This window comes from Herbinix hemicellulosilytica, from assembly GCF_002904165.1.
Taxonomy (GTDB): domain Bacteria; phylum Bacillota; class Clostridia; order Lachnospirales; family Lachnospiraceae; genus Mobilitalea; species Mobilitalea hemicellulosilytica.
This window is the reverse complement of the sequence record NZ_CVTD020000029.1, coordinates 53901-79610: the sequence shown is the minus strand read 5'-3', so window position 1 is coordinate 79610 and position 25710 is coordinate 53901. Positions and strand designations below refer to the sequence as shown.

The following is a 25710-nucleotide window of genomic DNA, read 5'->3' as shown; positions in this document are numbered from 1 at the left end:
TTATGTAATGAAGTATTATTTAAAATACTTCAAACCTATACTTCATTACGGAAGGAAGGAATTTGGTTAACCTCTCCTTCTCGTAATGAAGTACATGTTTAATACTTCATTACATGAGTTATTATAAAGCCCAAAAACTTTTTGTCAAATTTTCACGGCTCTTTTTTTTATTAAATTTTTGTTACAATTTATGAAAAATTTTTATCTAAAAATTTGATTTTATTTTATTTCTAAATATAATGCCATCATCATTAAATACACCGCCAAACGGTGTTTGATTTTTATGTGTTACTTTATAATTAGATGATAAATTTCTACGAAAGGATGATGGCAATGAATATCAATGAAATTATTGAAAATAAAATCAAATATGAAATGGGACAACTTTATAACTACCTAAATGAAATAGAAAATACTTATATATCACCTCATATAACTGGGGAAAATTTAGTTAGATTTTTCAACCTGAATGCAACTAATCAATATGGACACTGGCGATGTGTTTGTCCTTTTCACCAAGGTGCCTCCAATAAAACTGAGTTTATATTTAACGATAACGAAAAAAGTTTTACATGCTTTGCCTGCAAAACCAGTGGAACTTACTTAAAGTTTATTGCGCTGATGCAGGGATTCACTTCAAATGCTCTTAATGAAGCAAAAATATTTGCCGCAATAAATTTTGCTCATTTAAATCTTACTTTTAACTCAATAAGTGATTATAAAGAAAAAATAAAGCAGAAAGTTTTAAAAAGATATGAGGCAACAAAAAGTTTAAACATTAAGGATTATTATGATATCTCGGTATTACCCCGGGAATCTACTCCACTGGTTAATACAGTTGCGAGAAAACCAGATAATTCTATTGTAATTAACAAAAAAGAATCTTCAATTGAGCCATCTTCGAAGAAAGATACTGAACTTAATGTTTATGCACAAGCAATAGAAGACGCAAAAAACAGTATATTGCTGCACGAAATTTTATTAAATAAAGAACAGTTCAATTCAATTGATAAATTGCAGGATTTCATGCATAAAAAGTATTATATTTCTGGCGGTACTATAGAAAAATATGGACTTATTTATTTTGACAGACAAAACCAAAGCAAACTTACTCATCCTAATTTTTATGGGCTTAGTGATAGAGTAATATTCCCATTCAAAGACCATAACTCAGGCATAATAGTAGGGCTTCATTGTAGACACGTCTTATACAAAAAAGAAGAAGGCAAAAGTAAACAATGGGGGAAGTATTCAAATATTCTTGATTATGGTGAACTCAAAACTAAAGACAATGGATATCAGTATTACGGTATAAAATCTTTTTCCATAGGCCAGTTTTTGTTTAATCTGTTTGAAATTAAAAACAATAAAGTAACTAAATTATGGATTACTGAAGGTGTTGCCGACTGCCTGAAACTGATATCCTTAGGATATATTAATGCCGTTTCCCCCGGTCAATCTAACCTGACTGACGAACAAATAAATCTGTTAAAACACTATTTTGGCTGTGAAATTGAAGTACTGCTCTTTTTTGATAATGATAATAATAACATCGGACAGTGTAATAGCATCCAAATAGCCTATAAGTTATGGAACAGTGGATTTAGAAAAATAAAAATTGTCCGCACCTTTCCCGGGCAAGGAAAGGATTTGACGGATGTTGCTGTTGCAATCCAGGATGATAACCAACTGCAAATGTTAATTGACCTGTGGGAAAAGAATGGTTATGTTTTCTCGCCTGCCTCAGAAGAACATCTAAATATTCTTTTGAACTCTGGATATTACACTGATTCTGAAGTATTTTCTATTGACCCCAGGGACATAGAAGAAGAAATTGCAAAGGTTAATCTCCTTAAAAAATTAAGCCAGCAAAACGGCATTGATATTAAAGAACTAAAACAGATAAAAAATATTACGTCTATCCTTGAACTTAAAACAAACAACTCTAATGACAATACAAAAGATAATGTTTTTGAGCCGGCCGGCACAACCCATATAACCCCTCCTTCTCGTAATGAAGTAGAGTTATGTAAAACGGATACATCACAAAAAACCGAATACTATTTTATGAACATTTCAGATGCCCAGTTGTACCGTCTTAAGCAGAAATTTGATATAGATACAATTAAAGAAATTGATGAGAAATGTACAAGAGAACAAATTATCAATATAGTGGGTAAGATAATAAATGGCATTCCGTTTGAACTTGATGAATATTTTTCTCCCGAAAAATTTACACCACCAACTTTAGTAGACGAAGATTTTAAACCAATCCTGGTTGAACCTGAAGATATGCCATTTTAGAATAAATTTATTGTAAAAATATTTGACTTTTATTTTTATCCTTTCCTATAATGCCATAAAACTTTGGAAAGGAGATGGTGCTTTATGAAGAATAAGCATCTAAAATCAGAAGTTGCTAATTTATTAGAAACTGTTGATAAGACTTTTGGTAAAGATTCTGTTCCGTATCAAAATTTGGACTATTGCTTTGATATTCTAGTAACCGTCTATGAATACAACTGCGACAGCGAAAAAGACTTGCTGGGCGAATTAAAATATTTAATAAATAAACTTTCTGAAAAAATACCAGAATTGACTCCTGAACAGTTTAAAGAAAAATACCCCAACATAAGCGAAATGATTGATTACCTGGATAAATGGCTAACCGACTAATTATCTTTCAAGGCTTTCCAGTTTTATCGATGGGAAGCCTTTTTTCTATAGATTCTTAATAAGATAATGGGTAAGAAAAAACAATATTTTTAATAGTTACTATCATATTATATAGTTACGAATTCCAAGACTCCTATCCCCTTTAACCTATAATTCCCTTACACCTGCCTTTTTCAGTTTTAGAATCACTTTTTAACCTTTAATCCTCAAAAATCGTTTCTGAACCTTTTGCCTATACAAAACCTACGCATTTGCTCTTTTTCTGTTATAAAATGCTTGATTTCTAATAATTCATCTTACTAACTTTCTTATAAGGAAACCATTTCTAAAATCGAGTTTTACGCTTCTATTATACTCCTGAGGAAAAAATTACTTTATATTAAAACAAAATAGGGGAAGAAACTGCAGCAAAGCAACCTCTTCCCCTATTTTGCCTATTTACCAACTACATTTCCCAGAATGCATTTTAAATATAGCATATCTTAAAATTATTTGTAAAGAGTCTATCTTTAATTTTAATTATCCTCGAATTATAGTTCCTTTTAGTTCCTAACTTTTTATTCCAGTTCTTTTTGGGACTGTGTATTATAGAATAAGGAATTAGGAGAAAGGGGCAAGGAGGAATAAGGCTTAACCTAAGGTAATTTATGGCTTATTCAATGTCTCTCCACCTATACTTTTATACAAGAAAAAAGCAGGAAGTCTTAAACTTCACTGCTTGTAAAGGTTAAAGTCTATAGATTGTCAAACATATCAAATATATCGTCAGGCAATTCATGTTGTATGCAACTATCATTCTCTTTTCCCTTGTTTTCTATGGTAATTCCTCCACATTCCGCTATCGCTTCTTTCACAGCCTGTTTAACTATTTCCTTATCAAAACCCTTATCCCTTTCTCCTATATAACTTAACACTGCCTTAATTACATAATCTGTTTTATATTTTTGTGCAGAAAGTATGTTATATACCCTGGCATCGTCTTCCCTATCCATAGAAAAAGAGAGGTTTATCCGTTTTGTTGCCATAAAATCACCTTCTTAGTTCTTGCTCTAATAGGATTTTAAAACCTTTGGCATTTGCAAACTGGTCAAGGTTTTCAATATACCTTATCTTGTCCGATGATTCTATATATTTTCTTAACATCATACCCCCGCCACCAGCAACTATTGTCGGATTCCTGAATTCAAAACCGTATTCTAAAATCTTTGTCAGCAAATTTTCTACATATTCCTTTGCTTTTATTTCTATCATTTTATTTATATCTGCATCAAATAAAACTGGCTGCTTACCTAAGATAATATCCTGTATCTGCTTTTCTGTCAGATTAATATTTATTTTTAATAATTCCTGTTGTATGGATGCAAACAATGTGATTGTACCGTTCGGTAGTGAATAGCAGGTTGCAGTGTTAATTATCCCGTTTTCTACTATGAAAAAATCTGTAGTATAGCCACCAATGTCAATCACATTTGCCAAAGCAATATCTTTATAATCTTTAAAAATATTAATAAATGCAGCATAACCCTGGGGATAGACTCTGCAATCTTTAATGCTAATTGTATAGTCTATTCCTAAATAGTTGAAATTAATATTATTACACAAAAAATACTCTCTGAATTTTGCTTTCATTTTACCGTAGTGAATGATAGGAAGCCCCACACCTAAAAATACATCTGCTTTCTGTTCTATTCCTGCCTTGTTAATTGCATCTGCTATTGCAGCCAAAGATATTATAAAAGCATCCTGAGTCTGAGTCTTATCTAATTGAACGCTCGCTCTGTTATTACCTATGCTGTAATAAATACCTTGATATATAAGCAGATTTTGTTTTGCAATAGGCTCTACATCAGATTTTGTAAAGCCCGACTGACAACTAAAACCCTCACTGCTTTTAGTATAAGCATTTCCATTGTCTAATCCTAAGATAATCTTATCCTCCATGAAAATTCCTCCATTTCTTTAATAAATTTAAGTTCGTTATAGTTCTTTATATTTAATCACTTTTTATAATTTCAAGTATTTTTACAAAAAAATTGCTTACCTATCAAATTAGGTAAGCAAACAAATTTATTGTAACGGAGGTATTTGATTATAATTTAGTAAAATACCTTTTTATTAATGGGCGATTATTTTATATAAAATTACTAAATACATTTTCAAGTGTTTTATCATCTTTTCCCTAAATCCTTTTCCCTTTCCTCTTATACCTTTTCTTATTATATATGTATTTAGTAAAATCCCTCGACCCTCTAGCGCTACAGCATTTATATGGATTTTTAAGCGACAAAAACCATGTTAGGATATTAGTTCTAAGGTGTAATGGACTAAGGATTAATTATGCATTATTTATTTCCTTAACCCTTTTGCCCTTCAGTAATTACTTTACAAAAATTTTTCTATCAGAATTTGACTTATCCCTAACAATCCGTATAATGTGGAAAATCAAATTTGAAAGGATGAACTTTATGAGTGAAAGTTTAGTAGTAAAGGATTTTAAGACTCTCAAGGTTTGGCAGAAGGCAAATAGTCTTGAGCAGGAGATAGGGGAATTGGTTAAAGGGTTTCCAAGTTATGAACAATATAGGCTTACAGACCAATTAATTAGAGCCAGCCGTAGTATTGGGGCAAATATTGCCGAAGGAAATACTCAATTATTTATTAAAAGAGAACTCTTCCACGCCAACAGCGCACTTGGCAGTGCAGGAGAATGTAGGAATCATCTTCTTACTGCCTATCAAAATGGCTATATACATAAGGAACAGTATGATGCTCTAGATGAAAAGTTGATTGAGATTATCAAAATGCTCTATGGTTACATAAAAAGGTTGAAACTGGAGATAGGTAATGATTCAGATTTTAGTGACTCCAAATAATGGTATAACAAGGGTTAAGGTTGCTTCCCTTTGAGCCTTAATCCTTTATGCCTTAATCTTTATGCCTTACCCCTCCTCCTAGCCTTCCTATACGCATTTTTTATCCCTGCAGGTAATGTCCATTTCATTTTCAAAACATACTCATCATGCCTGTGAATGTACTCAAAAGTATCATTCAGATTATTAAATTCCTGCTGAAAGTGATAATTCTTGTTACCGAATTTTTTATTCTGATGATAAAGGTAAAATTTTTTAACCCCAACTTTCTGTATCAACCATAAATCAAGAATTGAATAGACATAAATAATATTTTGAACAACTGTTACTTTAAAATTATACTTATTACTTTCACAAACTTCATCCTCGCTAAGAGCATAAGCACTATTACATCTTACCACCTTCATTAATCATCACCCCGTTTTTACTTATTGTATCGGACCAAAATGGGCATGACAAGAGTCCAGTTATGAAATAAAATTTTTCAATGTTAAATTTAATAAATTAACAAAGAAATATGGTATTATATCTACATAGAATATCGTAAAATTGGTATTTGAAGGGAGGCTAAGATATGCCTAAAACAAAAATAGTAAACTTTGAAGAGTTTTTGCAGATGGATAAAGAAAACGAACATAGATTAGAATATTTTGATGGTGAAGTAGTTTACCTTGAATCTCCGTCAGTAGGACACCAGCGGGTTTTATTAAATATTGCGGCAGAATTCAGGAATTATTTTAGGGATAAACCCTGTGAAGTATTTATCTCTCCACTAGATGTTTGGCTGAAAAGTGAAGGAAAAACTACCGAAGTAAAAGTTCAACCTGATTTAATAGTTATTTGTGATAAAACTGGATTAATGGAAAACGCATATGAGGGTGTACCAGTCCTAGTTATTGAAATAATTTCCACATCTAATCAAACCCATGACAGAATAAGAAAGTATATTACTTATATGGAATTTGGCATAAAAGAATATTGGATGGTAAATCCAGAACTTGAAACAGTCGAGGTATATGTATTAGAAGAAGATGAGTACAAACAGGCTGCTATTTACAAAGGCGCTGATTGTGCAGTATCTGAAAGTTTTGATAAACTTGAGATTCACCTAGAAGAAATTTTTTCAGAACGATAAGACCTAATTCATAAAGCCCCTGATGAATGACGCTTCTTTTGCCAAAATGACTACTTTAACAATTATTGTAGTATAATATAAGGAAAGATATTAATGCCGATTTCCTGCTCCGTTGAAGAACCTTCTTTTGCTATGAAGAAGTTTTTTGCTAAGACACTTGCATCTACTGCGAGATTTTAGAATTTGTTATTTATATTTACTTATATATAACATGATTTTATTATATATTTTTGACATAACATTATTATTTCTAACACAACTTTTTTTGATATGATTTTTTATTCGTGACACGAGTTTCTTAGGGTTTATACAGCAAGTATTATGTACCAAGCCATCAATTTAACCATACGCTCTACTACCTCATGTACCTACTTATTATATCTTACACCATATTTAATATAGAAAATTTCTCTTAAATCTTCTCTATTACAGAAGAAATGAATTAATTGCTTTTCCTCAGGGGTAAACTCCTTATCGTAAATCTCTTCATAAAGAAAAATAAATATATAATTAATATTCTTTATTAGATTATAAAACTCTTTGACACTTCTCTTCAAGTCCTCTTTGTTATTTAAATTGTAGTTTTTTATTCCTTCATTAAAACTCAAAAACTTCTCATCTTGTGAATGTACATAACCACAACTAACCTTATAGAGATTAAGTATTTTTCGAAATGAGTCATCTAATATTCTATTATCCTTAATTTCATCCTTGTCCAATATTATCTCGAAGGCTTCCAAAGTATACTTACAAGTGATACTTAATCTATCCTTACATACTTTGATAAAATTATCGATAATATTTCTATACAACATATATAGAATTTTTACATCTCTATATACAGTCGTATAAATTATCTGTATAAATGTAGATACAATTTCATCAATATAAGTATAGTCTAAACTTACTTTCTCAAAATTTATTTTCCATATACAGAAAATATACGATGCCTTATGTATTGACTTCAGATATTCCTTAATTAATTCATCTGATATCCTTGCTTTGTAATCATACTCCATAAGAAGTTTGTACATTTCATCAAAATCACTCTGAATTTCTCTTTTGGCTAACAATCCATCTCACCTACTTAAATCAATTGAATCTATTACCTCTTGCCAGGTCAATTGAGTCTTATCATAACCATCATTCACTATTTTCGATATAACCTCATATAGTTTATTTAGAGCATTTTTAATCTCTTCAATATCTTCTAACTCTGAAAAGTACCTAATAGTTCTCCCTAATATAAGCGTCTTGTTCTTAGTAACATACTCTGGAAAACTAAATCCAAATATTTTGGATAAAAACTCAACTAAATCCTTATTCTTTTTAAATACAGACTTACACAAAATTAATTCAGATATACAAGAAATCATTGTATTATAGTAGAAAGTAGAATTTTCAATTTGGCAGTTATAAATATTATATTTTTTATTAAATACATTTAATAGGTCAAAAACCTCTTCAATTTTTTTATTCATTCTATCTCCCTCCATTTTCGTCATAATATACATCTAAAAATTCTTGAGATAAATCTATAATGTTTTGTTTAAAATCAGCAATATCATATAAACATATATTACGTTCAGCATTTTCAGGAACTTTGATAGAATGACTAATATAATTATTAAAAATATGGAATTTATATTTTTCTCTAATTTCTTGCATTTTAGCACTTCCGTGGTTTGTATGTTCTTGTGCTAAAGTAAAAATCATTCCTAAACAATTAATTTTATGTGGAAACTCCTCATTATATTCCTTTATTGCATTTCTAAATAGGTTTATGCCTAATGTTGACAAAAAGTCTGGCTTTACAGGCATTATATAATAGTTGCTTGCATAAAATGCAGATAAAGTATAAATAGATTGAGTAGGCGGGCAATCAATAAAAATAAAATCATAAATTGCTTTAAGATTATTATTTTCAATATATTTTGTCAACTTATGTTCTCTACCTAATACATTGCTTTTCTCAACATTAACCATCTGTAGGTCTCCAGGAATTAAGAATAGATTTTCATTAATTTTATACTCTAATCCTTGAAGATTCGCTTCATCAACTTCAATATCACCATCAACAAGGCTTGGTTTAACCTTCCTTTCTCGAAAAATATTATAAATAGTTTTGTTTTGTTCATAAATCTCTGATACATACTTATCCTGTGGAACCAGGTATTGTGTTGCATTAAACTGAGGGTCTAAATCTATTAACAATATTCTTTTATTAAAATGTTTTGATAAACAGTGAGCAATGTTAACACAAAGGGTCGACTTACCAACCCCACCCTTCATATTCATAAATGATATAACATTATTTCTGCACATACATATTTCCCCCGATAAGAAATTATGATTCACTTTAATTATACCACTTTAGAAAAAAAAGCCAATACTTTTAAATTTTTCTCAATTTTTATTATCGTCTCTTTTTATCTTAGAGTATTTCATCTTTATTCTAAAAATTCTTTTGGTCTAAATCCATTATTGTATAATGCTTTGATGCATATAAATAAAAAACTCATTTCGCCCCTCAAATTCTTGCTGCTTCTTGTCTTAACCTATTTTCCCTAATTCTTTCCAGATAAAAAAGTTATGTCAAAAATCACCCTATTTCTTTGCTCCTCTCACCCAATATTTCCCTATTTTAATCCTATTTCTGATAAAAAAGTCGTGTCAAGAATAGGGATAAGGTTCAAGGGAAAAGTGAAAAGTTTTTATCAATATCTTTTATCAATACTCCGTTCAAATCCAATAAATCCAATGCTTTCATCCTTATACCTTATACCTTACCCCTTAATCCTTTAAACTTAATAAGGTTTTCTACCCTATTTTCACCATGATTCTTAACACAACTTTTTTATTTTTAACACGACTTTTTTATTCGTGACACGAGTTTTTTTGGGTTATACATAGTAGGGTTATGTGCTAAGGGGCAAAGAAATAAGGTTAAGTATTATTTTTAATGCATTTTAAAAGAACCTTTTTCATTTTTATTAAATTCCATCTGTACCTCTTTCTTATAATTTTAAAGATATATCATATAGATAAATGATTTTATTATATTAATCTATCTATGTAAAAGATAGCCCTTTCGACTTACCTTAATTCGTTTTTAAGGATGGCGCGACAGAAAGTAAATCTAAAATTATCTTCCATCGACTCTATAAATTTGCAATTTATTTTTTATAGAAATTTCAGTGCAAAATTAATATCAGATATAAAAGTGTAAAGTTGATACATTGCTACAGCAAAAAGTAAAATATAAAAGAAAATCTTTTTATATATCTTGTCCTCCTTTGTTAAACAACGAATTCTTTTAAAATTATAATTAATTTTTTTCACACCACCTTCCCAAAATACGTCAAAATACGCTATAGAAATTAAAAACATAGCATATTCAAAAGCATTACTAGCACTCATAAACTCGATACTTTTCAATATATAAGCAAAAATAACATAATATATACAAACAAATATTGATAGAATAAGAAATAGAATAATTTTAAATGCCGCAATAGTTTCATACTCACCAATACTTTTATTTATCAACGGCACCATAAACGGCTTGTTCTTTTTATTCTCATAATAAATATTAATTTCATCTCTCCTTACTTGCTGTAAATACATAATGTAATAAATAAAACTCGCCACAATGTCAATAATTACTACTCCAAATGTGTTCAAAAATATTGAATCCATATCGAAAAAATAATGCATACTAGCAAATATCACCATGTAAAAAAAGGAAGGTGAGAAAAAATAATTAATCAAAATTTCCTTTTTCTTGTTTTTTATAATTGCATCAATTCTTCTTTTTTTCTTTCCATTTATTATATTATATTTATTCATCGCAACGCTCCTTCAAATTAAAAAAATTATAAAATGTACCATATCATTTTATAAATAATCCTTATACTATATATTTCGTCAAAAATATAAAATTTCCTTTATATTGCATATCAAAATGTTAATATTTCAAATACTTCAACTAATATAAAAAGGCTGAACGTTTTATGTAAATAAGCATCCAGCCTTTATCTAAAGTATTTATTCTGACCAATTAAATTCTCTAATTCTATTTCTATATTTTCTTGATACTCCTTCCTAATTCCAGCCGTTCTCCATCCTTTTACTCTTATCTCTTTTCTTAACTCCTAAACGCCCCACCTTTTCCGCCTAATCCTGAAAATATAACATTTCCTTCTCTAAAATATTTTAAAAAACTTGTTATTAAATAATATAGTTTATCCTTTATGACATAGTGGACAACAAGTTGCGCATCCATCAGCGTCACTGTAAATTTCTTTTGCTTTCTCTACAGCACCCACACAATTAGCAAAATAACCTAGATATGTTTTGTTTGAAATATTCAGTTCATTCGCATGTTCCTCAGTATGTACTTCATGATGTAAACCAGGATTTCTGGTTTGGTCGTTATTAACATAGTAGTATGGCATTATTCTGCCTCCTTTCTAAAAAGAATAGTAGTTGATATATTCATATGAAGCAAACGAAGTGAGTCTATATATAAGTCATTAAGAATGTATATCCTACTATAGATTGTATATTAAAAGTATAAATTTGTCAATAAATCCACAATTTTATTTCTTCTTGCCTAAATTTCTTCCGTACTTTCGACCATAACCTATATATTCCCATGTCAGATATCAATAATGTTTTCTTTACCCTTATTCCTTTCCCCTTACCCCTTAATCCTGCCTTCTGTGTAAACATCAAATAAACTCGTTCCCTTGCAAATAAAGTCGTTCCATTGGAACAGGTGCAAGGAGCAAGTTTTAAAGGACGAGAATAGCCACCTTTTTAATAAATGAATCCTTTATAATCCACTTATCATGCAAGTTTTTTATTATTTCCCCATTCTCCCCTATATCCCTTTTCCCTTACCCCTTCTCTCTAAAAAAGGAACATCTCTATTTTCATCTATTTTATCCCACCTATTAACCATGCGGGTTTGCGGGGATGAGGTTGGAATGAGTTTATTTTATATTCACATAGATAGGACTAAGGATTTAGGGGGTAAGGGTTAAGGTTTTTGATAAAATTAGGTTAAGTCGTTCCAAAATAAAAATAAAGTCATTCCATGACTTCACCGTGATATAAACCTTGAAATACCAGTATTTAAAGACTTATATGATATCAGGAATTCAGGGTTACAGGCTGTAAAAATGCAGATAAACACACTTAAATATGCTTTATGTTAATAATACGGAACGACTTTATCGTATGTGCTTAATTTTTTACGCTATTTTCTTATTGTTTTGTTTTTTGAATCAAATAACTCATAAGTCGTTCCAAAATGAAAATAAAGTCGTTCTTAAAAATGGGCTTGTATCTAAAAATAGTGTTGATATTGCAGCAACTTTTACTGCAAGATATAAAGACTGTATATTACTTATTTTTATATTTATTTAAGAAATAAAGCCCATCATGTGGTGCAATTCTCCATATTTCTTTCTTAATATCACATTCGACCATAAAAGCATAGTATAACTTTTTAAAATTTTCCTATATTACTGATTTTTCTTAATACTTATCTCTTATTCTCTTCTCTACTTCCTTCACATTGGCTTGAACGTTTAAATCTCTCTCACAAGAAACTATTCTATATGGCTGGTTCAATTTTATCTCTTTTCTGTTTCCAGAGATTGTTTGCTTCAAATATCCAACTGCTTGACGCAAAATATAAAAATATTGTTTAATTATTGACCCTAAGATTACGCTCATTTAATTTGCTCTGGATTATAGATAATACTTCATTAAAATTCACATCTGCTGTATTTATCGATATCGCAATAGGGGGATAATTTAATTTCAAGTTTGCTTTTATTACTTTTTGCTTTGCGGGAGAAATTCTGTGCAATAATTTATCTATATCATAAACAGCAATTGCTATAACTCTTTGTGTGAAAACTCTTATAACAGAAATAGATTCAATTTCATTCCAAGCAATAAATCCTACACTACTTGCAGTTGATATCAGTGATACCATCTTCTGTAATCACCAATAATGGTTTAGGATTTAATGCTCTTTTAACAGAATATATCTCACAAGGAACAAAAAAACCCATTCCTATTATTCCGATTATTATGTAAACTATATTCTTGTGAATTGTTCCAAATGCTAAAACAAAGACGCATGCGAGCAACATAACAATTCCTAATATTATCAAGCCTATTGATTTAACCTTGCTTTGTTTAATTATAATCTCATTCATTTATTCATCCCTCCCAAATTATTAAACCATATTCACAATATCAAACAAATGTGTTTTTTCAATTATATCATATGTATTTTAATAAATCATCCAAATATTACAATTCTTATAAACCCATATCCTCCAGCACTCTTTTAACCTCCTCCATCACCTGCTTCCTATACCTGTTCCCTACTCCAATCATATCCACAATTGTATAAACTCCAAACTCTTTTCCTTCCTCCTTCAACCTCCTGATTGCCCACTGTATCCGCCTCTTGTGCAAATCTATAGGCGTCTCTATAACAGAATTGATGAATGCCTTGGTCAATGGCAATTTATCCAGTTGAAAGTCAAAACTCTTAAGCCCTGACATGGTTTTAATTAATCGCAGGCTGATTCTCTGAGGCTTTTCATCACTTTCTAATATATTTTGAACAGTTTGCCTTACACATTTAAGAATTTCTTCATCCCTTGCCTCCCAATCAACATTGCTGTAAGCCTGAACATATTTCTTTGCGGGAATGTTTTTCTCCCACCACTCCCTGTCATTTTTACATAGCCAGACACAGGTATATTTGGCCAGCCGACGCAACTCAAGCCTACCTTTATCTGGATTTTCCCTGACTATCTGAAGCCATTTTTCCCTGTGAAACCGTTTCTTGATTTCAAACTCCGCAGAACTGATGCCCTTTTCCTCTGCTGTCTTTCCACTTTTCCCTTGCTCCTTTTTAAAAGCGTACCTTTTCACAGTTTTAATATCCGCATTAAGTCTCGCTGCAACTTCCTGAATGCTCATGCCGCTTTCAAGCAATTCCCGAACCTTAGCCTCCCACAAAGGTCCATACTTTACAACCCTGACAAACCTGCGTTGCCCCTTACCTCTTTCACCTTGCTCCTTTGTCACTGTTTTCATATACTCAAACCCGCAGGAACAGGAGAAAAATCCATTCACATTTTTATTTCTGCGGCGGTACTTTATCAACAGGTTTTCCACTACAGGCTCAAGTAAGTGGTCGTCGGCAGGATTTAGGCAAACCCAGGGTCCTTCTCCGAAAGGTCTGTTATTTAACTCTTTTATAAAAAGTTCATCTGCTCCTATACCTAAAAACCTTGCCAGTACCAGACAATAACTTTATTTTCATTTTAATATGACTTTCCTTTCTAGTAAAAATATTTTTTGTTTCTAAATTATAATCTATATGACTTTTGAAACAGAAAAAGCAGAGCATGTTCTATAGTAAATGCAAATAAAGTCATTGCATAAACTCCCTACAATTTCCAATATTTTTATACCTTAAAATCTTACCAAACCCCGTATTTTCAATATTTCCCCTTGCCCCTTTTACCTTCTGATACCACAACTTTATTTTTATTATAAAAGAACTTTAACATCCGTAAAAATGTCTTTTCTTTTTCTAAAATTTCTTCTTCATCATTTCTGAAACAGAAAAAATATGCCAAGTTATTATAAAAAGTAAATAATGTCCTTATCCCTTTACCCTTTTATCCCCATTTCCCTTGTATTTCATATGATTTATCCCCATTCTTGTTTCATAAAATGTGAGTAAAATCCTAATACAAGAACTTTATTTTCTTTTTGCAACTACTTTTCTGCGATAAAAGGACTTTTTTGTTTCTTACAATTTTAACCATGCTATTTTTTGAAACAGAAAAAAAGGCCTATGTCGTATAGAAAAAGTAAATAAATTGCTTTCACAAATTACCTTTAAATACCATATACCTTTATCCTAAAACCTTATCTAAACCTTGTATTATCAATACTTTCCCTGATTCATTATTCCTTTCACTACAACTACTTTATTTTATTTTTACAACAACTAATTATGGCCTAAATTCTTTCAAAATTTTTTCCTATTTCCTTACCCCTTTTTCCTCAATCCTAACTATATGCACCTCAAACAAACTTCTTTCCTTTTTCAAATAAACTCCTTTCACAAATCCCCCTCAAACCCTTGAAAATACTGGCTTGTTATTCTCTTCCAATTATCCGTTTATTTACTCCATTTTTGTTTTTCACAATTTAAAGTAGTTGCATTTTTGATTTTTCAATGGAAAAAATGAAAATAAAGTTGTTATAGGATTTAGGATTAAGGAGGAAGGTTTAAGGAGAATTATGTCCATTTCTCCTGTCCATTTTTACTTCCATTCAATCTCTCAATCCATTGATTTTACTGAATTTAAACCTTATCCCTTATTCCTTTTCACCTTAAAATTCCTAATAAAAAAACATGGCCTACAGGGTATTTCCTTATCCCTAATAAACCATGTTTCCTAAAAGAACTTTATTTGCATTTTAAAAAGAATTTGCAAAATGATAGGAGTTTATTTGATGGGGACAGCAAATATGCACCTCAAACAAACTTCTTTCCCTTTTCAAATAAAGTCCTTTTATAGACAGCCCTCAAACCCTTGAAAACACTGGCTTGTTATTCTCTTCCAATTCCCCATTTAATTCCTTTTTCCTTATTCCTTACTTCCTAAAGTCCTTTCATTCCTCAATTTTTAGGGCAAAAAATGAAAATAAAGTGCTTTTAGAGAAAAGGGTTAAGGGGGGAGGATTAAGGGGGGATTTTGTCCATTTTCCCTTCCATTTTCAATTCCATTTAATCTTCTAATCCATTGATTTATCTGGCTTTTAACCTTATTCCTTGTTCCTTATCCCTTAAAACTTCTAAACAAAAAACATGGCCTACTGGGCTTTTCTTCTCCCTAATAAACCATGTTTCCTAAAAGTACTTTATTTACTCCTTCTCAAACATTTGAAAAATGAAAGGAGTTTATTTGATGTAGACATAGATGCAGGAATAAAGGGATAAGTAAAAAGGTTCAAGTTTTTTATTTAAATTAAATCTTAAAATTACCTATTAATATTGCATGATTAGGCATACTTGTAAACTTAGGAAGATAATCGCTAGATGTTAGATTTTTATAACCGTTCTTAGCATTAACAAAGCCCCAATCATATATAGCGTACATTTTGTAATTCTCTTTCTTACTCAAATCATCTTCCATTTCTTTAGGTATTTCAATATTTTTTGCAACAACTAAATCAATTCCCACTTTACCATAATCTTTATGTACAAAACTCCATCTTTTATCATCAAGAGTTCTTGGTCCATATACTTCTGCTGCTGTTAAATACTTTTTAGTATGCGTACTAGTTAAATTAAAATTGCCAACACAGATTACTCTATCAATTGACTCAATTTGTTCGTTTAAGAATTTAAACTGTTCTACTCTATCCTCTTCAGAGCCTTGTGTCTTAATTCTTGCACCTATAATTGAGAATACTTTTTCTTGTTTTGTTTTGATATCAAGTTGCAGATATTCTGGACGTTTTATATCTAATGGATTAGCAGTAACAATTTTAAGTATATCACTCTCTTCAAATTTACTCCTATTTAAAGCAATAAGCACTTGATTATGCTCATATAAAAATGGAGATATAAATACAAAATAATTGTTTTGCAAACGTTGTCTAATATAATCAAAGTTATAACCAATATAAAACTCAACTAAAACAACGATATCTTTATTCTTTTGAATAATAGTGTCAGCAACAAATTTTTGTATTGTATAACCACTTAATCCACCCGCACCTTGAATATTCCATTCTAAAAAACTATAACTTATTATTTCATTCATAGGATAACCTCTGTAATCTATACATAAATTTTCTTCTCCTTTTGTCCCATTTCATTAGACTTTATCAATATATCCTTATTTTTTCACCTGTAATGAGATATTCAGGTATCTCTATTTCCTTATTTCCTGGATAGTTAGCAAAAAATAATCTTATACTTCTTATTGCTTTATATGTTTCAATTATCATTTCATTTTGCTTTTTATATAATAATTTGTCATATTGATTAGAATATATCTCATGTGCAGGAACCTGTCTAATTTTTCTAATGGACTTTAGAGGATTTATAATCAGTTCATCGATATCTTCATTAGTTCTAATATTTTGCTTTAACCATTCCGACATCATATTCAAACTGTGCTTTAAATTTCCCTTATCATCTTTTCGTTCTACTGGTTTAATATATTTAGCAGTTGTTGTAAAAGTTTTATAATTAATATTATGTATAATTATTTTTTCAAGTGCCAATATAAAACTATAATAATTTTTAAGTGTCGGAAGAAACATTATCCTATAATCTTCTGGTTTTTCGAATGTGTGTGGCTTATATGTTTTATTAAATAAATGTGGAATGCCCATATTTTCACACATCTTATTTATAACTATCATTTCATCAAGAATAGCATCATAAATTGACACTTCATCTACCCATTCTCCTAAAATTAAGTTCTTATAAAAACCTTCATTTATTAAATAATCTTGTTGATTCTCCAAATAATTTACTTTCCATTTGAGTTGCGCATTAAGTGAAAGTTCTGCTAAGTCTCCTAAAAAAACTCCAACTACCCTTTCTTCATATAATTTTTCTTTGTGATAACCTAATCCAAAATCCTTTATATATTCGCTTTCTAAGTCCTCACCATAAAATTCGTCAGAAACAACAATACTTCCTCTATAATCATGCCAAAATACTTTATATCTTGGGTCTTGAAAATATGTTTCTAAGATTTCTATATCAAAAAATAATATTTTCAATTGTTCTTGCCCATCTAAAAGCATTTTTGTAAAAGGTTTTTCGCTATTAATATTTAATTCTTTTAAATATTTTTCTGTTGGATATAAAACAACTGAATCTCCATTATTAATAACTTCTCTTTTCTGGTCTTCTTTATCAATATTTAGTTTCAAGGCTTTTATATGTGGGTTTATAACAAATGCTGAAGATAATACCTCTACTTTATCTTCATCAATTAACTGACAAATCAAATCAGTATAGTTTTTATCAAAATTATATAACGGGAATCCATTAAAATCCCCAGAATTCAAATAATAATCTGTAATTATCTTAAGAATCTCTTCCTTCACAAAATCCCTCCCATCTTTAAATCATCTTGTCATTCATTATTTTTATATAAACTTCTATATTTTTTATTATAACACACTATTTGCATTGTCTAAATTTATTTAACATTCTCTGGAATTTGAAAGGTGTTACTTGTCAAAAAAAGACTGCACACATTTATGTACAAATTATTTATTGTTGAAGATAAAATCATACCCCTTCTCCCTTAATGTATTTCGTATTTCTTTAGAAATTACTTTCATATACCTTGGCTTAACTCCCGCTGTTTCTGCCAAATTCCATAATGTTATCTCTTTTCCCTGACTTTCTAATTCTTCAATTGCCCATTTAATCTTTCTTATATGATATTCTTCTAGGCTTTCTAGTTCTGACTCTATATATGCCTTTGTCAGTGGAAGTTTCTCTTTCCTTTTAGAAAGCCATCCACTAATCCCTAATTTACTACCTATAGTTGTCCAAGTAATTCTTTCAGGTTTACTTTCTTTCATTTCCTTTACAACTTCTTTTACTAGTGGAAGTAGTTCAACATCTCTTTTAGACCAATCAACAGTGTTAACTGTCGTTTTTATTCTACGATAATTTTGTTCCAACCATTCACTATCATATTTTTTCAGCCAAGAATACAATCCATCGTTATTTCTTCTAATTTGGTTACTACTTCTATCAGGATATTGAGCATGAAGTTCGAGCCATTTTTTTCTATATTCTTCTCTTTTTATTTTAAATTCTTCGGTATCAGTATATTTCTTATAAATGTATTTTCCGCCACCATTGAATTTCCAAAATGGCTCTATTCCTAACCTGTCAATCGCTTTTCTAATAGTTTTCGTAGAGGACTTTAGTATATCTGCTATTTCCCGTATTGATAATCCTGACTGTGAAAGTTCAATTAATCTCTGGTCCCACAGTTCTTGATAAGCATCAATATTACTTTCATTTTCATCATTAAAGCCAAGTTTTGTATTAAATAATTCAACGACAGGTATTTCAAGAAATCTCGTTAATAGCAAGTATCTTATTGCATATGTTGTTCTATCATTTTTTCTTACCATATCAGACAGCCAGCCTCCGCTTTTATCAGGTAGAGAAGACTGAACAAGTTTCAGATATTCATAGCCATAAAATTCTATAAAATCTTCTTTTAATTTCTTCTGGTGAATATAGTTGTTCATCCTTGCATATCCTTTTTCAATTAATTTTACCCGGAATTGATTCTTAAACCAATCAGGTTCTTTAAATTCAAAGTGATTGTTTAAAAGTATTTCTGCATCCTCTGCCATCCAAAGCATCTTTTCCATTAAATCGCTAGGAAAACTTATTTCTTTTTCTACTATACAATTTGCATGAGTAGCGCTAATAAATCTTTGTCTATTTCCTCCCCTTATAAGTTCCGTACTATTATACAGGGGTATTTTATGTTTTGCACATACAAATACCCCTGTAATTTGATGGCTTCTATGCCAGTATGGTTCTCCAAATCTTTCTATATCCTCTTTAAAACACTCAGGACAAAATCGAAAGTACCGATTTAAAGTAACGGAACTCGTAACAAGACCCAAACTCATGTAAGAAACAGCACCTTCACCATTTCTCATAGTTTTAATTATTTTGTTAGCACGTTCCTCTGGAATAAATGCTGCAAGAAAAGGAAATAAGGTATGTTTATAGATAAAATATTCTGCTGTATACTTTGAGTTTGCAGGCATATTTTCAATTAATGCATCTAATTGTGTAGGCAATTCCATAGTTGCTATACAATTCCTTGTACCAAATAAGTCTTCAAAATTATGTATTTCTTTTATATTACCACTTCGCATACAGTATCGTGCCAGCGTACTATATAATATTTCATCTGGATAAGGTGTTGGAAAAAAGTTCACGATACCACTTCCTTAGAAAAAATGTCATCCTCAAAACTAATGATATATCCTGATTCTTTTATAGCCTCATAAGCACTTTTATTATCCTTTTTGCCCTGCTCAACAATAGTTCGGATATCAAGTAAGTTTAATGCCTTCTGTTTTTTCTTTTTTCTCTCTGCTTGTTTCTTAATCCTATCATTTTCAATCTTTGCTGTAGCAACTTCTATTATCTTTTCTGCATTTATATTCTGATTTTGCGAAAGTATAGTATCAATTATTTTTTGAGCCTTCTTAGCATTCACGCCTAAATCAACAAGTTTTATTAAAACCTCCTTTTTCTGCTCAATCAGATTTTCCTGCTTCATTTTGTTCTGTTTTTTCTTTATCTCCTTTGCCCGCAAATCCAGGCTGATAGATTCTTTAGTTCGGGTTAAATAATCAGTATAGTTGATATCCCCTACATATATATCCTCGTACTTAATAATCTCTCTCAGATTATTCGTTTTCAATGCAGTAATCATTGGCTGAATCAGTTTTAAATTCTCTTTTGCCACCTTTTTTATAACATATGGAGTTATCTCTTCCTTTCCCGATGAAATAGCATGGGCTTGAGCAATGACATATACCTTTTTTAATAAATCAGGTATTCCCTGAGTTTCTTCATATAAAACACTGCTTAATTCAGGGGTAAGAGGAGTTTCTTTTCTCGTCCACTGGTAGTGCCATATTGAATTAACTAATAAATCCCATACCTCGCCCTTTGGAATCTTATCGCATACCATATCACCATCAAGACCAGACCCCCTTCGTGCTTTCCTAAAATCCCCTTGGAGTACCTTTACAGCCTTCGGAGTTCCTACTAAAACGACTGGCACTCCTACATTATTTATAAGGTTTACAAAGAAATTTAACATTTTTTCACTTCCGCCAGACCTCGCCAAACTCAAATGTTGTATCTCATCAATCACTAAAATTCCTAGAGCACAATTTCTTGCCACCTGATTCATCACTGTCATCATGGCGTCCGTTGTTGCCCGTGTTCTCATCATCTTTTGATAGTAGTTAGTTCCCAATAGCCTGTCTATTTCTAAAAAAAATTCATATAAAAGTCCCTTAATTGACCCATCGTGAGGACATTCCAGTTTCGCCCACACCACTTGATACGTAGAAAATGGCATGTTTTGATATTCAGAGTGTACAATTACTTGAGGATATAAACTTAGTATTCTATTAAGAGAGGAAGTCTTTCCCAAACCTGATATTCCTATCAAAGTAAACCCTAGTGAATACGAATAATATTCTTTATTATCCATTATGCCGATGGGATTTTTATGATAATCCCTATAAAAATCTTGAGCCAATCTGATGCCAAATGGATTGCGTGAGAGATAACCCTGTCTAATTGAACGAGAAATCTTTCTTTCCAGTTCTATAGTCATAGGAATGGGCTGAAAAACCTGAAATAATCTGTCTATCATATGAATACGGTAGTGGTTGTCTAACTGTCTTTCATTTTTTTCAAACTTAGGATAAAAAGCCAATTTTTCTATTGCCTCTTGCGTAGAAAGAAGATTAGGAAGGGATTCGATGAATGGATTTCCTCTATAATCTGGAATTACTTGTTCTTTATATTCTGCTTCTACTGCTATACTACCATTGGGTATCATCACTTCTCTCATCTAACATCACCTCTTTCTGTTTTCGAAACAATAGTTGCAAAGTATCATTTTCTCCTGTTTCTGCTTCCTCATCTAAATTGTTTTGATAGTTTTCATCACTATTTCCTAAATCAAAAGCCTCTTCCATCCTTCTTATCATTTTTTCAGCCTTTCTGTTTTCTCGTATATTCTTTACTCTCTGTTTATCGCTTTCTACAATGCTTGTTTCTCTTTTATAATCCTCCTCTGCCTGTTTAACTATATCTTCTATTTCTGAAATTAATTGTGCCTTTGCCTGTGCAACATTATCTTTATTTTTTTCTCTCTGCATTTTTTCTACTGCTAGAAGATACTCTATTTCTTCAATTGTCTTTTCCTTGTATCTACTACCTGCATCAGTTAAAAAACATTTCTCATATTTTTTTATATTATCATCATAAACATATATGTAATCCATATTCCGTGGGTCATAACTTATCTTTACATTCCATCTTCCTTTTACTCTGGCATCAGTAAACACTCCATTTTTTAACATAGTCTTTGATGCATAATACATATCCTTATACCTTATCCCTTTAGGAGTTACAGTTGCTGTATCAGCCGGCATCAACGCTAGTTTTATAACATCCTCAGGAACGGTTCTAAGTGTACCGCCCCGGTTTGCAATACCCCAGTTCCAAAGTTCAATTGGGATACATTGAACATTATCTTCAATCATATCTTCATCCCGTTTATAATAATCTAAATGATAATGATTGTTGTGATACAAGACGCATTTAATTAATATCTGTGTAAATTGGTATATATCCAATTTTGCTTTTATCCTATAGTCCTTATCCCCTCGTTCCCTTCCATCTAAATCCACAACACCTGGCAAAAAAGGCTTTATCCGTTCATTCGTAAGCCCAAAAAATCTTTCTACTGCTGATTTAAGGTCAGCCCGATAAGGAGGCGTATTTTTAACTTTTACATTAAGTGTATTTATAAGATTTTCAATATTTCCTCCCTCAAGTTCTCCCCGGTCGGCAGTTATAGACTCTGGTAAATGATGAACCGGCCAATCCTTCTCCTCTATTTCAATACCATACTGCTTGCAAAATTCCACTTTGTCTGTCGTTGCATTTAAAAGTGCCATCATTGCGCCAAGGTATGAACCACTTTCCAAACCTACATAAATTCCACATATCATACGGCTAAATTTATCGATGACAGCGTATATAGCAGGTCTGCCTATTATCCAATTCCGATTAAATCTTGATACCAAATAAACATCTCCCACTTGGCAGTCTATCTCAAATTCCCCTGGTTGAAATACTCCATCAAGGGAACTGCCTATAATAGGTCTGTACCGTTTTTGATACTTTTTATTGCTGTATCTGCTAGTTATCTCTTTTTTTAAGTCACGTTCTTTATAAAACCAGTATCTAAACTGACCAAATGAAGGGATTTGTGATTGCGGTTTTAAAATAGGTATCGTTACCCCATTTTCTTCTTTAAATCCATCATTAAAGTATTCCTTTCTCATAAGTTCGTAAGTCAAGGTCAAAGAATTTTTGGCTGTGGTATAGTAATATTTGTTTACTGCAATACGAAAAATTCTTTTAATATCTTCCGTAACATTAATTCCTTCTCCTTTAACACTTTGATTTGCTCTAGGTCTTCCTCTTTTCGCATCTCTAGCCTTTCTCTCTTTACCCTTTGCACCACAGTTTCTGTAGTCTGGCAATAAGGCATTACGGGTTTTTCCCCTTTTCCAATATCGCTTTAAATACTCTAAAATCCAAAATTCACTTATTCCATAATTCTCAGATGCTTTTTTTATTAACTTCCTTCTAAAAGATGCCTGATAAATATCAGGCTCCTTGTCTACCATATCTTTAACAATATTCCATGCCTTATCCCTAATAACTTTATGCTTTTCGGCTATATCTTCTTCTCTCAACACAACGATATATTTATCTTCCTTGATAATTTCTGCTTTATCCTCTGCTAGTGCAACTTCTATATCTTCAATTCTACGAATATAAGGAACTTTATTTTTATTTACATCAATTACATATGCTATTTCATCGTCAATCCACAATAGCCTCTCAATACTTTTATCTCCATTCTCCTCTTGCCATTCAATTAAAGAATTAACCGAATACTTTAACACCTTCATTCACCTCCTTACCGTTCACTTCAGGTATGTATATTGATTTACAGGTTTGATTAATATTTATTGGTCTGTCCATATCCAAACTTATTCTTTTTTCAGCAATTAGGCGTTTAAATAGAAACAATCCCATTCCCGCATCTAATGTATAATCTCTTTCAAATCCTGATATAATGTTTTTTATACTCTTTTGGCTATCTATAAATCTATATAAAAGAGCATATAATAAATCAGCCAATTCATCTTCAGAAAAACTATTATCGCTACCAAAGCCCATCACTGAATGAATCCATTCGATGTTTTTCGCCCGAACTGTATTTATATCCTTATTAGTTACAATCCCCCAATTTATTCCCTGTGCTTCCCAGTACCTCCGCTCAATTTCAAGTTTCTCAATTGTACTCCTTCTTGATAATTCAGAAGCATATTTAATACTTCTCGCTGCAAAACTCTTTTTACCATCAGAATCTAACAGGGTAATTAAAAATGTAGTAGTTATTATATAAGGTTCTTTCGTTTTCTTATCTTCAAACTTATCAATTTTTAAATCAGTAGTATCATTCAGTACCACTTCTAAATCTATAAGGGGGTAGTGCTCCCGAATATCAATTACTTTCTCCTCCCAATCCAATAAGTAGAAATATTTCAATTGCGTATCTGAGAAAAAATGATGTATTCGCTGCGTTGTCCATCCAAATACTCTTGTTACCCTGCCCATCGAAGGAAAATCCTGAATAGTTAACCACGGTTTATATTCCTTTCCCTCTCCCTGCCCTCTGCCTTCTTTTATCCATTGTTCTATCTTTTTTGAATCCCACGTTGTATTCCTTTTGCCCACATAAACACCTCCATGTGCCAGGAATTAGAGATTAGGTTATAAGAATTAAGAATTAGTATAATCGCAACATTCTTGATGCCTTAATTCTATCCGTAAATTTAAAAACAAAAAATGCCACTGACCGCAGGACACCTATACTAGATGTCTGTGTCAATGGCATTTACCATTCTACAGTGTACTTTCATTTTACCATATAACGACTTTATTTTAAACGTAAAATTTTTTTATTTACAATATTCAATTATTTTATTTACTGTTATTCAGCAGCAAATTGAAGAGTTTATATGAAAATAGTAATTGAAATAATGGAAGTATTAGTAGAGTTTATCTATCTATGCCTTTTCATTATTTTACTGAAGCATTCCACCTTCGAATTTATAGTTTTTTAAGTAATTCCAATATGTGTTGACTTCATTACTATCAAGCATTCCGAAGATGTCTTCAATCTCATCATAAAAATCCTTGTATGCTTTGCATATAGAAGGCCTCATTTTCCCCCTTAAATGAGGTAGTGTATAATTGCAAAATACTAAATCCCTTATGACAAGAAACTCTGCAATACTTGTTTCTAAAATAACTTCTTTTTGATTATAAGGCTCGGCTGATAGAATATATAATTTAACCATTAACATCTCCGCATTACTGATGTAATCATATGTTGCAAAGTTGCTTGCTACTTCTTCATTACTTAATAGTTCAAGGAGTCTATCTACCTGCTGTAATAAAGTAAATAATAATTTTTTAGGAATCATTATCTGAATGTTTTCTTCATTGAATTTCGAATAAATTTCTTCTGCTTTTGTAAACATATTATAAGCCCTCCTTATCATTATAAAATTCCTATTTTTAAATCTCATATAATATAAAGAGGGCTATATACTAGTCTCAAGTTTTATAACCAAATTTGGAATACAATTTTAATTCCCTTCCAGCAGATACCCATATTTTCATTATTTCAAATCAAGTTGAATTTGCTCAGGTCTTCCTTTAAATCTTCAATCCTTTTATAGTAACAATCTATATATGCAATGTCATCATTATTCTATGTACAAAGATTTGCTCTATAAAATATATCCAACCTACCATCAAAACCTTTATCAACTTGCACATTATTTAATTCAAAAGTCTCTAATACAGTAAAATTACCCAAAATCGTCACATCTCTCATTAAAAATCACTCCATTCAGTTTTTGATTTGAAGGTTATTATATAAATAGTACCTGTAAAATCAACTTTCGAAGTGATTTTTTAACTAGGGAAGTAGGTTAATTATTCTTATTAAGGATTCTGGCTCGTATCTTTTTTATGGTATAATTTAATAAAAATCATGT

At 31.0% G+C, this 25710-nt stretch carries 20 protein-coding genes and 1 pseudogene; 4 read left to right on the top strand and 17 right to left on the bottom strand.

The window, feature by feature from the left end; all coding sequences use genetic code 11:
- The first annotated feature begins 333 nt into the window (after window positions 1-333).
- On the top strand, window positions 334-2304 hold the full coding sequence (locus HHT355_RS13255; protein WP_158245976.1) for a CHC2 zinc finger domain-containing protein: 1971 nt from the start codon (window positions 334-336) through the stop codon (window positions 2302-2304).
- An 84-nt stretch (window positions 2305-2388) separates the two neighbouring features.
- The gene (locus tag HHT355_RS13250) at window positions 2389-2676 is read left to right on the top strand and encodes a hypothetical protein (protein WP_034843675.1); all 288 of its coding nucleotides are present in this window, start codon (window positions 2389-2391) and stop codon (window positions 2674-2676) included.
- Between the two features lie 734 nt (window positions 2677-3410).
- Here HHT355_RS13250 and HHT355_RS13245 read toward each other — a convergent pair.
- Window positions 3411-3701 (bottom strand): hypothetical protein, encoded by a 291-nt coding sequence (locus HHT355_RS13245; protein WP_103203915.1) that lies wholly within the window; start codon window positions 3699-3701, stop codon window positions 3411-3413.
- A gap of 4 nt (window positions 3702-3705) precedes the next feature.
- Window positions 3706-4617 carry a ParM/StbA family protein gene (locus tag HHT355_RS13240; RefSeq protein WP_103203914.1) on the bottom strand — a complete coding sequence of 304 codons (912 nt, stop codon included), beginning with the start codon at window positions 4615-4617 and terminating at the stop codon, window positions 3706-3708.
- Window positions 4618-5141: 524 nt separating this feature from the next.
- Here HHT355_RS13240 and HHT355_RS13235 point away from each other — a divergent pair.
- Window positions 5142-5549, top strand: coding sequence for a four helix bundle protein (locus HHT355_RS13235; protein WP_103203913.1), 408 nt, complete (start codon window positions 5142-5144; stop codon window positions 5547-5549).
- Window positions 5550-5608: 59 nt separating this feature from the next.
- Here the strand turns inward: HHT355_RS13235 and HHT355_RS13230 are convergent, their stop codons facing one another.
- The gene (locus tag HHT355_RS13230; RefSeq protein WP_103203912.1) at window positions 5609-5953 is read right to left on the bottom strand and encodes a hypothetical protein; all 345 of its coding nucleotides are present in this window, start codon (window positions 5951-5953) and stop codon (window positions 5609-5611) included.
- 167 nt (window positions 5954-6120) lie between these two features.
- Here HHT355_RS13230 and HHT355_RS13225 point away from each other — a divergent pair, with 167 nt between their 5' ends.
- Window positions 6121-6681: a Uma2 family endonuclease gene (locus HHT355_RS13225; RefSeq protein WP_103203911.1), complete on the top strand. Its 561-nt coding sequence runs from the start codon at window positions 6121-6123 to the stop codon at window positions 6679-6681.
- Window positions 6682-7049: 368 nt separating this feature from the next.
- Here HHT355_RS13225 and HHT355_RS13220 read toward each other — a convergent pair whose 3' ends face one another.
- The 14 genes and pseudogenes from HHT355_RS13220 to HHT355_RS13760 all read right to left on the bottom strand — a co-directional run bounded on the left by HHT355_RS13220 (window position 7050) and on the right by HHT355_RS13760 (window position 25188).
- Window positions 7050-7754: a hypothetical protein gene (locus HHT355_RS13220; protein ID WP_103203910.1), complete on the bottom strand. Its 705-nt coding sequence runs from the start codon at window positions 7752-7754 to the stop codon at window positions 7050-7052.
- Between the two features lie 6 nt (window positions 7755-7760).
- The gene (locus HHT355_RS13215) at window positions 7761-8162 is read right to left on the bottom strand and encodes a hypothetical protein (RefSeq protein WP_103203909.1); all 402 of its coding nucleotides are present in this window, start codon (window positions 8160-8162) and stop codon (window positions 7761-7763) included.
- A gap of 1 nt (window position 8163) precedes the next feature.
- Window positions 8164-9006 (bottom strand): ParA family protein, encoded by an 843-nt coding sequence (locus HHT355_RS13210; protein ID WP_103203908.1) that lies wholly within the window; start codon window positions 9004-9006, stop codon window positions 8164-8166.
- Window positions 9007-9864: 858 nt separating this feature from the next.
- Window positions 9865-10530, bottom strand: a complete 666-nt coding sequence (locus HHT355_RS13205; protein WP_103203907.1) for a hypothetical protein — start codon at window positions 10528-10530, stop codon at window positions 9865-9867.
- Window positions 10531-10925: 395 nt separating this feature from the next.
- Window positions 10926-11138: a hypothetical protein gene (locus tag HHT355_RS13200; RefSeq protein ID WP_073027609.1), complete on the bottom strand. Its 213-nt coding sequence runs from the start codon at window positions 11136-11138 to the stop codon at window positions 10926-10928.
- A 1259-nt stretch (window positions 11139-12397) separates the two neighbouring features.
- A pseudogene (locus HHT355_RS13990) lies at window positions 12398-12851 on the bottom strand (STM3941 family protein).
- A 172-nt stretch (window positions 12852-13023) separates the two neighbouring features.
- Window positions 13024-14016 (bottom strand): TnsD family Tn7-like transposition protein, encoded by a 993-nt coding sequence (locus HHT355_RS13185; protein ID WP_278320061.1) that lies wholly within the window; start codon window positions 14014-14016, stop codon window positions 13024-13026.
- A gap of 1748 nt (window positions 14017-15764) precedes the next feature.
- The gene (locus HHT355_RS13180; protein ID WP_103203903.1) at window positions 15765-16565 is read right to left on the bottom strand and encodes an endonuclease/exonuclease/phosphatase family protein; all 801 of its coding nucleotides are present in this window, start codon (window positions 16563-16565) and stop codon (window positions 15765-15767) included.
- 64 nt (window positions 16566-16629) lie between these two features.
- The gene (locus HHT355_RS13175) at window positions 16630-17868 is read right to left on the bottom strand and encodes an AAA family ATPase (protein ID WP_103203902.1); all 1239 of its coding nucleotides are present in this window, start codon (window positions 17866-17868) and stop codon (window positions 16630-16632) included.
- Window positions 17869-18033: 165 nt separating this feature from the next.
- The gene (locus HHT355_RS13170) at window positions 18034-19746 is read right to left on the bottom strand and encodes a TnsD family Tn7-like transposition protein (RefSeq protein WP_103203901.1); all 1713 of its coding nucleotides are present in this window, start codon (window positions 19744-19746) and stop codon (window positions 18034-18036) included.
- Window positions 19743-21407, bottom strand: coding sequence for an ATP-binding protein (locus HHT355_RS13165; RefSeq protein ID WP_003514259.1), 1665 nt, complete (start codon window positions 21405-21407; stop codon window positions 19743-19745). The genes HHT355_RS13170 and HHT355_RS13165 overlap by 4 nt, the downstream gene beginning before the upstream one ends.
- Entirely contained in the window at window positions 21379-23541 is a 2163-nt protein-coding gene (locus HHT355_RS13160; protein ID WP_235836087.1) for a Mu transposase C-terminal domain-containing protein, read from the bottom strand. The genes HHT355_RS13165 and HHT355_RS13160 overlap by 29 nt, the downstream gene beginning before the upstream one ends.
- Window positions 23522-24379 (bottom strand): TnsA endonuclease C-terminal domain-containing protein, encoded by an 858-nt coding sequence (locus HHT355_RS13155; protein WP_103203900.1) that lies wholly within the window; start codon window positions 24377-24379, stop codon window positions 23522-23524. The genes HHT355_RS13160 and HHT355_RS13155 overlap by 20 nt, the downstream gene beginning before the upstream one ends.
- Before the next feature lie 350 nt (window positions 24380-24729).
- Window positions 24730-25188, bottom strand: coding sequence for a hypothetical protein (locus HHT355_RS13760; RefSeq protein WP_199179199.1), 459 nt, complete (start codon window positions 25186-25188; stop codon window positions 24730-24732).
- Between the last annotated feature and the right edge of the window lie 522 nt (window positions 25189-25710).

Coding starts and splice junctions, on each gene's coding strand:
- HHT355_RS13255 (WP_158245976.1), top strand. CDS start 334: ATGAATATCAATGAAATTATTGAAAATAAAATCAAATATGAAATGGGA.
- HHT355_RS13250 (WP_034843675.1), top strand. CDS start 2,389: ATGAAGAATAAGCATCTAAAATCAGAAGTTGCTAATTTATTAGAAACT.
- HHT355_RS13245 (WP_103203915.1), bottom strand. CDS start 3,701: ATGGCAACAAAACGGATAAACCTCTCTTTTTCTATGGATAGGGAAGAC.
- HHT355_RS13240 (WP_103203914.1), bottom strand. CDS start 4,617: ATGGAGGATAAGATTATCTTAGGATTAGACAATGGAAATGCTTATACT.
- HHT355_RS13235 (WP_103203913.1), top strand. CDS start 5,142: ATGAGTGAAAGTTTAGTAGTAAAGGATTTTAAGACTCTCAAGGTTTGG.
- HHT355_RS13230 (WP_103203912.1), bottom strand. CDS start 5,953: ATGAAGGTGGTAAGATGTAATAGTGCTTATGCTCTTAGCGAGGATGAA.
- HHT355_RS13225 (WP_103203911.1), top strand. CDS start 6,121: ATGCCTAAAACAAAAATAGTAAACTTTGAAGAGTTTTTGCAGATGGAT.
- HHT355_RS13215 (WP_103203909.1), bottom strand. CDS start 8,162: ATGAATAAAAAAATTGAAGAGGTTTTTGACCTATTAAATGTATTTAAT.
- HHT355_RS13210 (WP_103203908.1), bottom strand. CDS start 9,006: ATGTGCAGAAATAATGTTATATCATTTATGAATATGAAGGGTGGGGTT.
- HHT355_RS13205 (WP_103203907.1), bottom strand. CDS start 10,530: ATGAATAAATATAATATAATAAATGGAAAGAAAAAAAGAAGAATTGAT.
- HHT355_RS13200 (WP_073027609.1), bottom strand. CDS start 11,138: ATGCCATACTACTATGTTAATAACGACCAAACCAGAAATCCTGGTTTA.
- HHT355_RS13180 (WP_103203903.1), bottom strand. CDS start 16,565: ATGAATGAAATAATAAGTTATAGTTTTTTAGAATGGAATATTCAAGGT.
- HHT355_RS13165 (WP_003514259.1), bottom strand. CDS start 21,407: ATGAGAGAAGTGATGATACCCAATGGTAGTATAGCAGTAGAAGCAGAA.
- HHT355_RS13760 (WP_199179199.1), bottom strand. CDS start 25,188: ATGTTTACAAAAGCAGAAGAAATTTATTCGAAATTCAATGAAGAAAAC.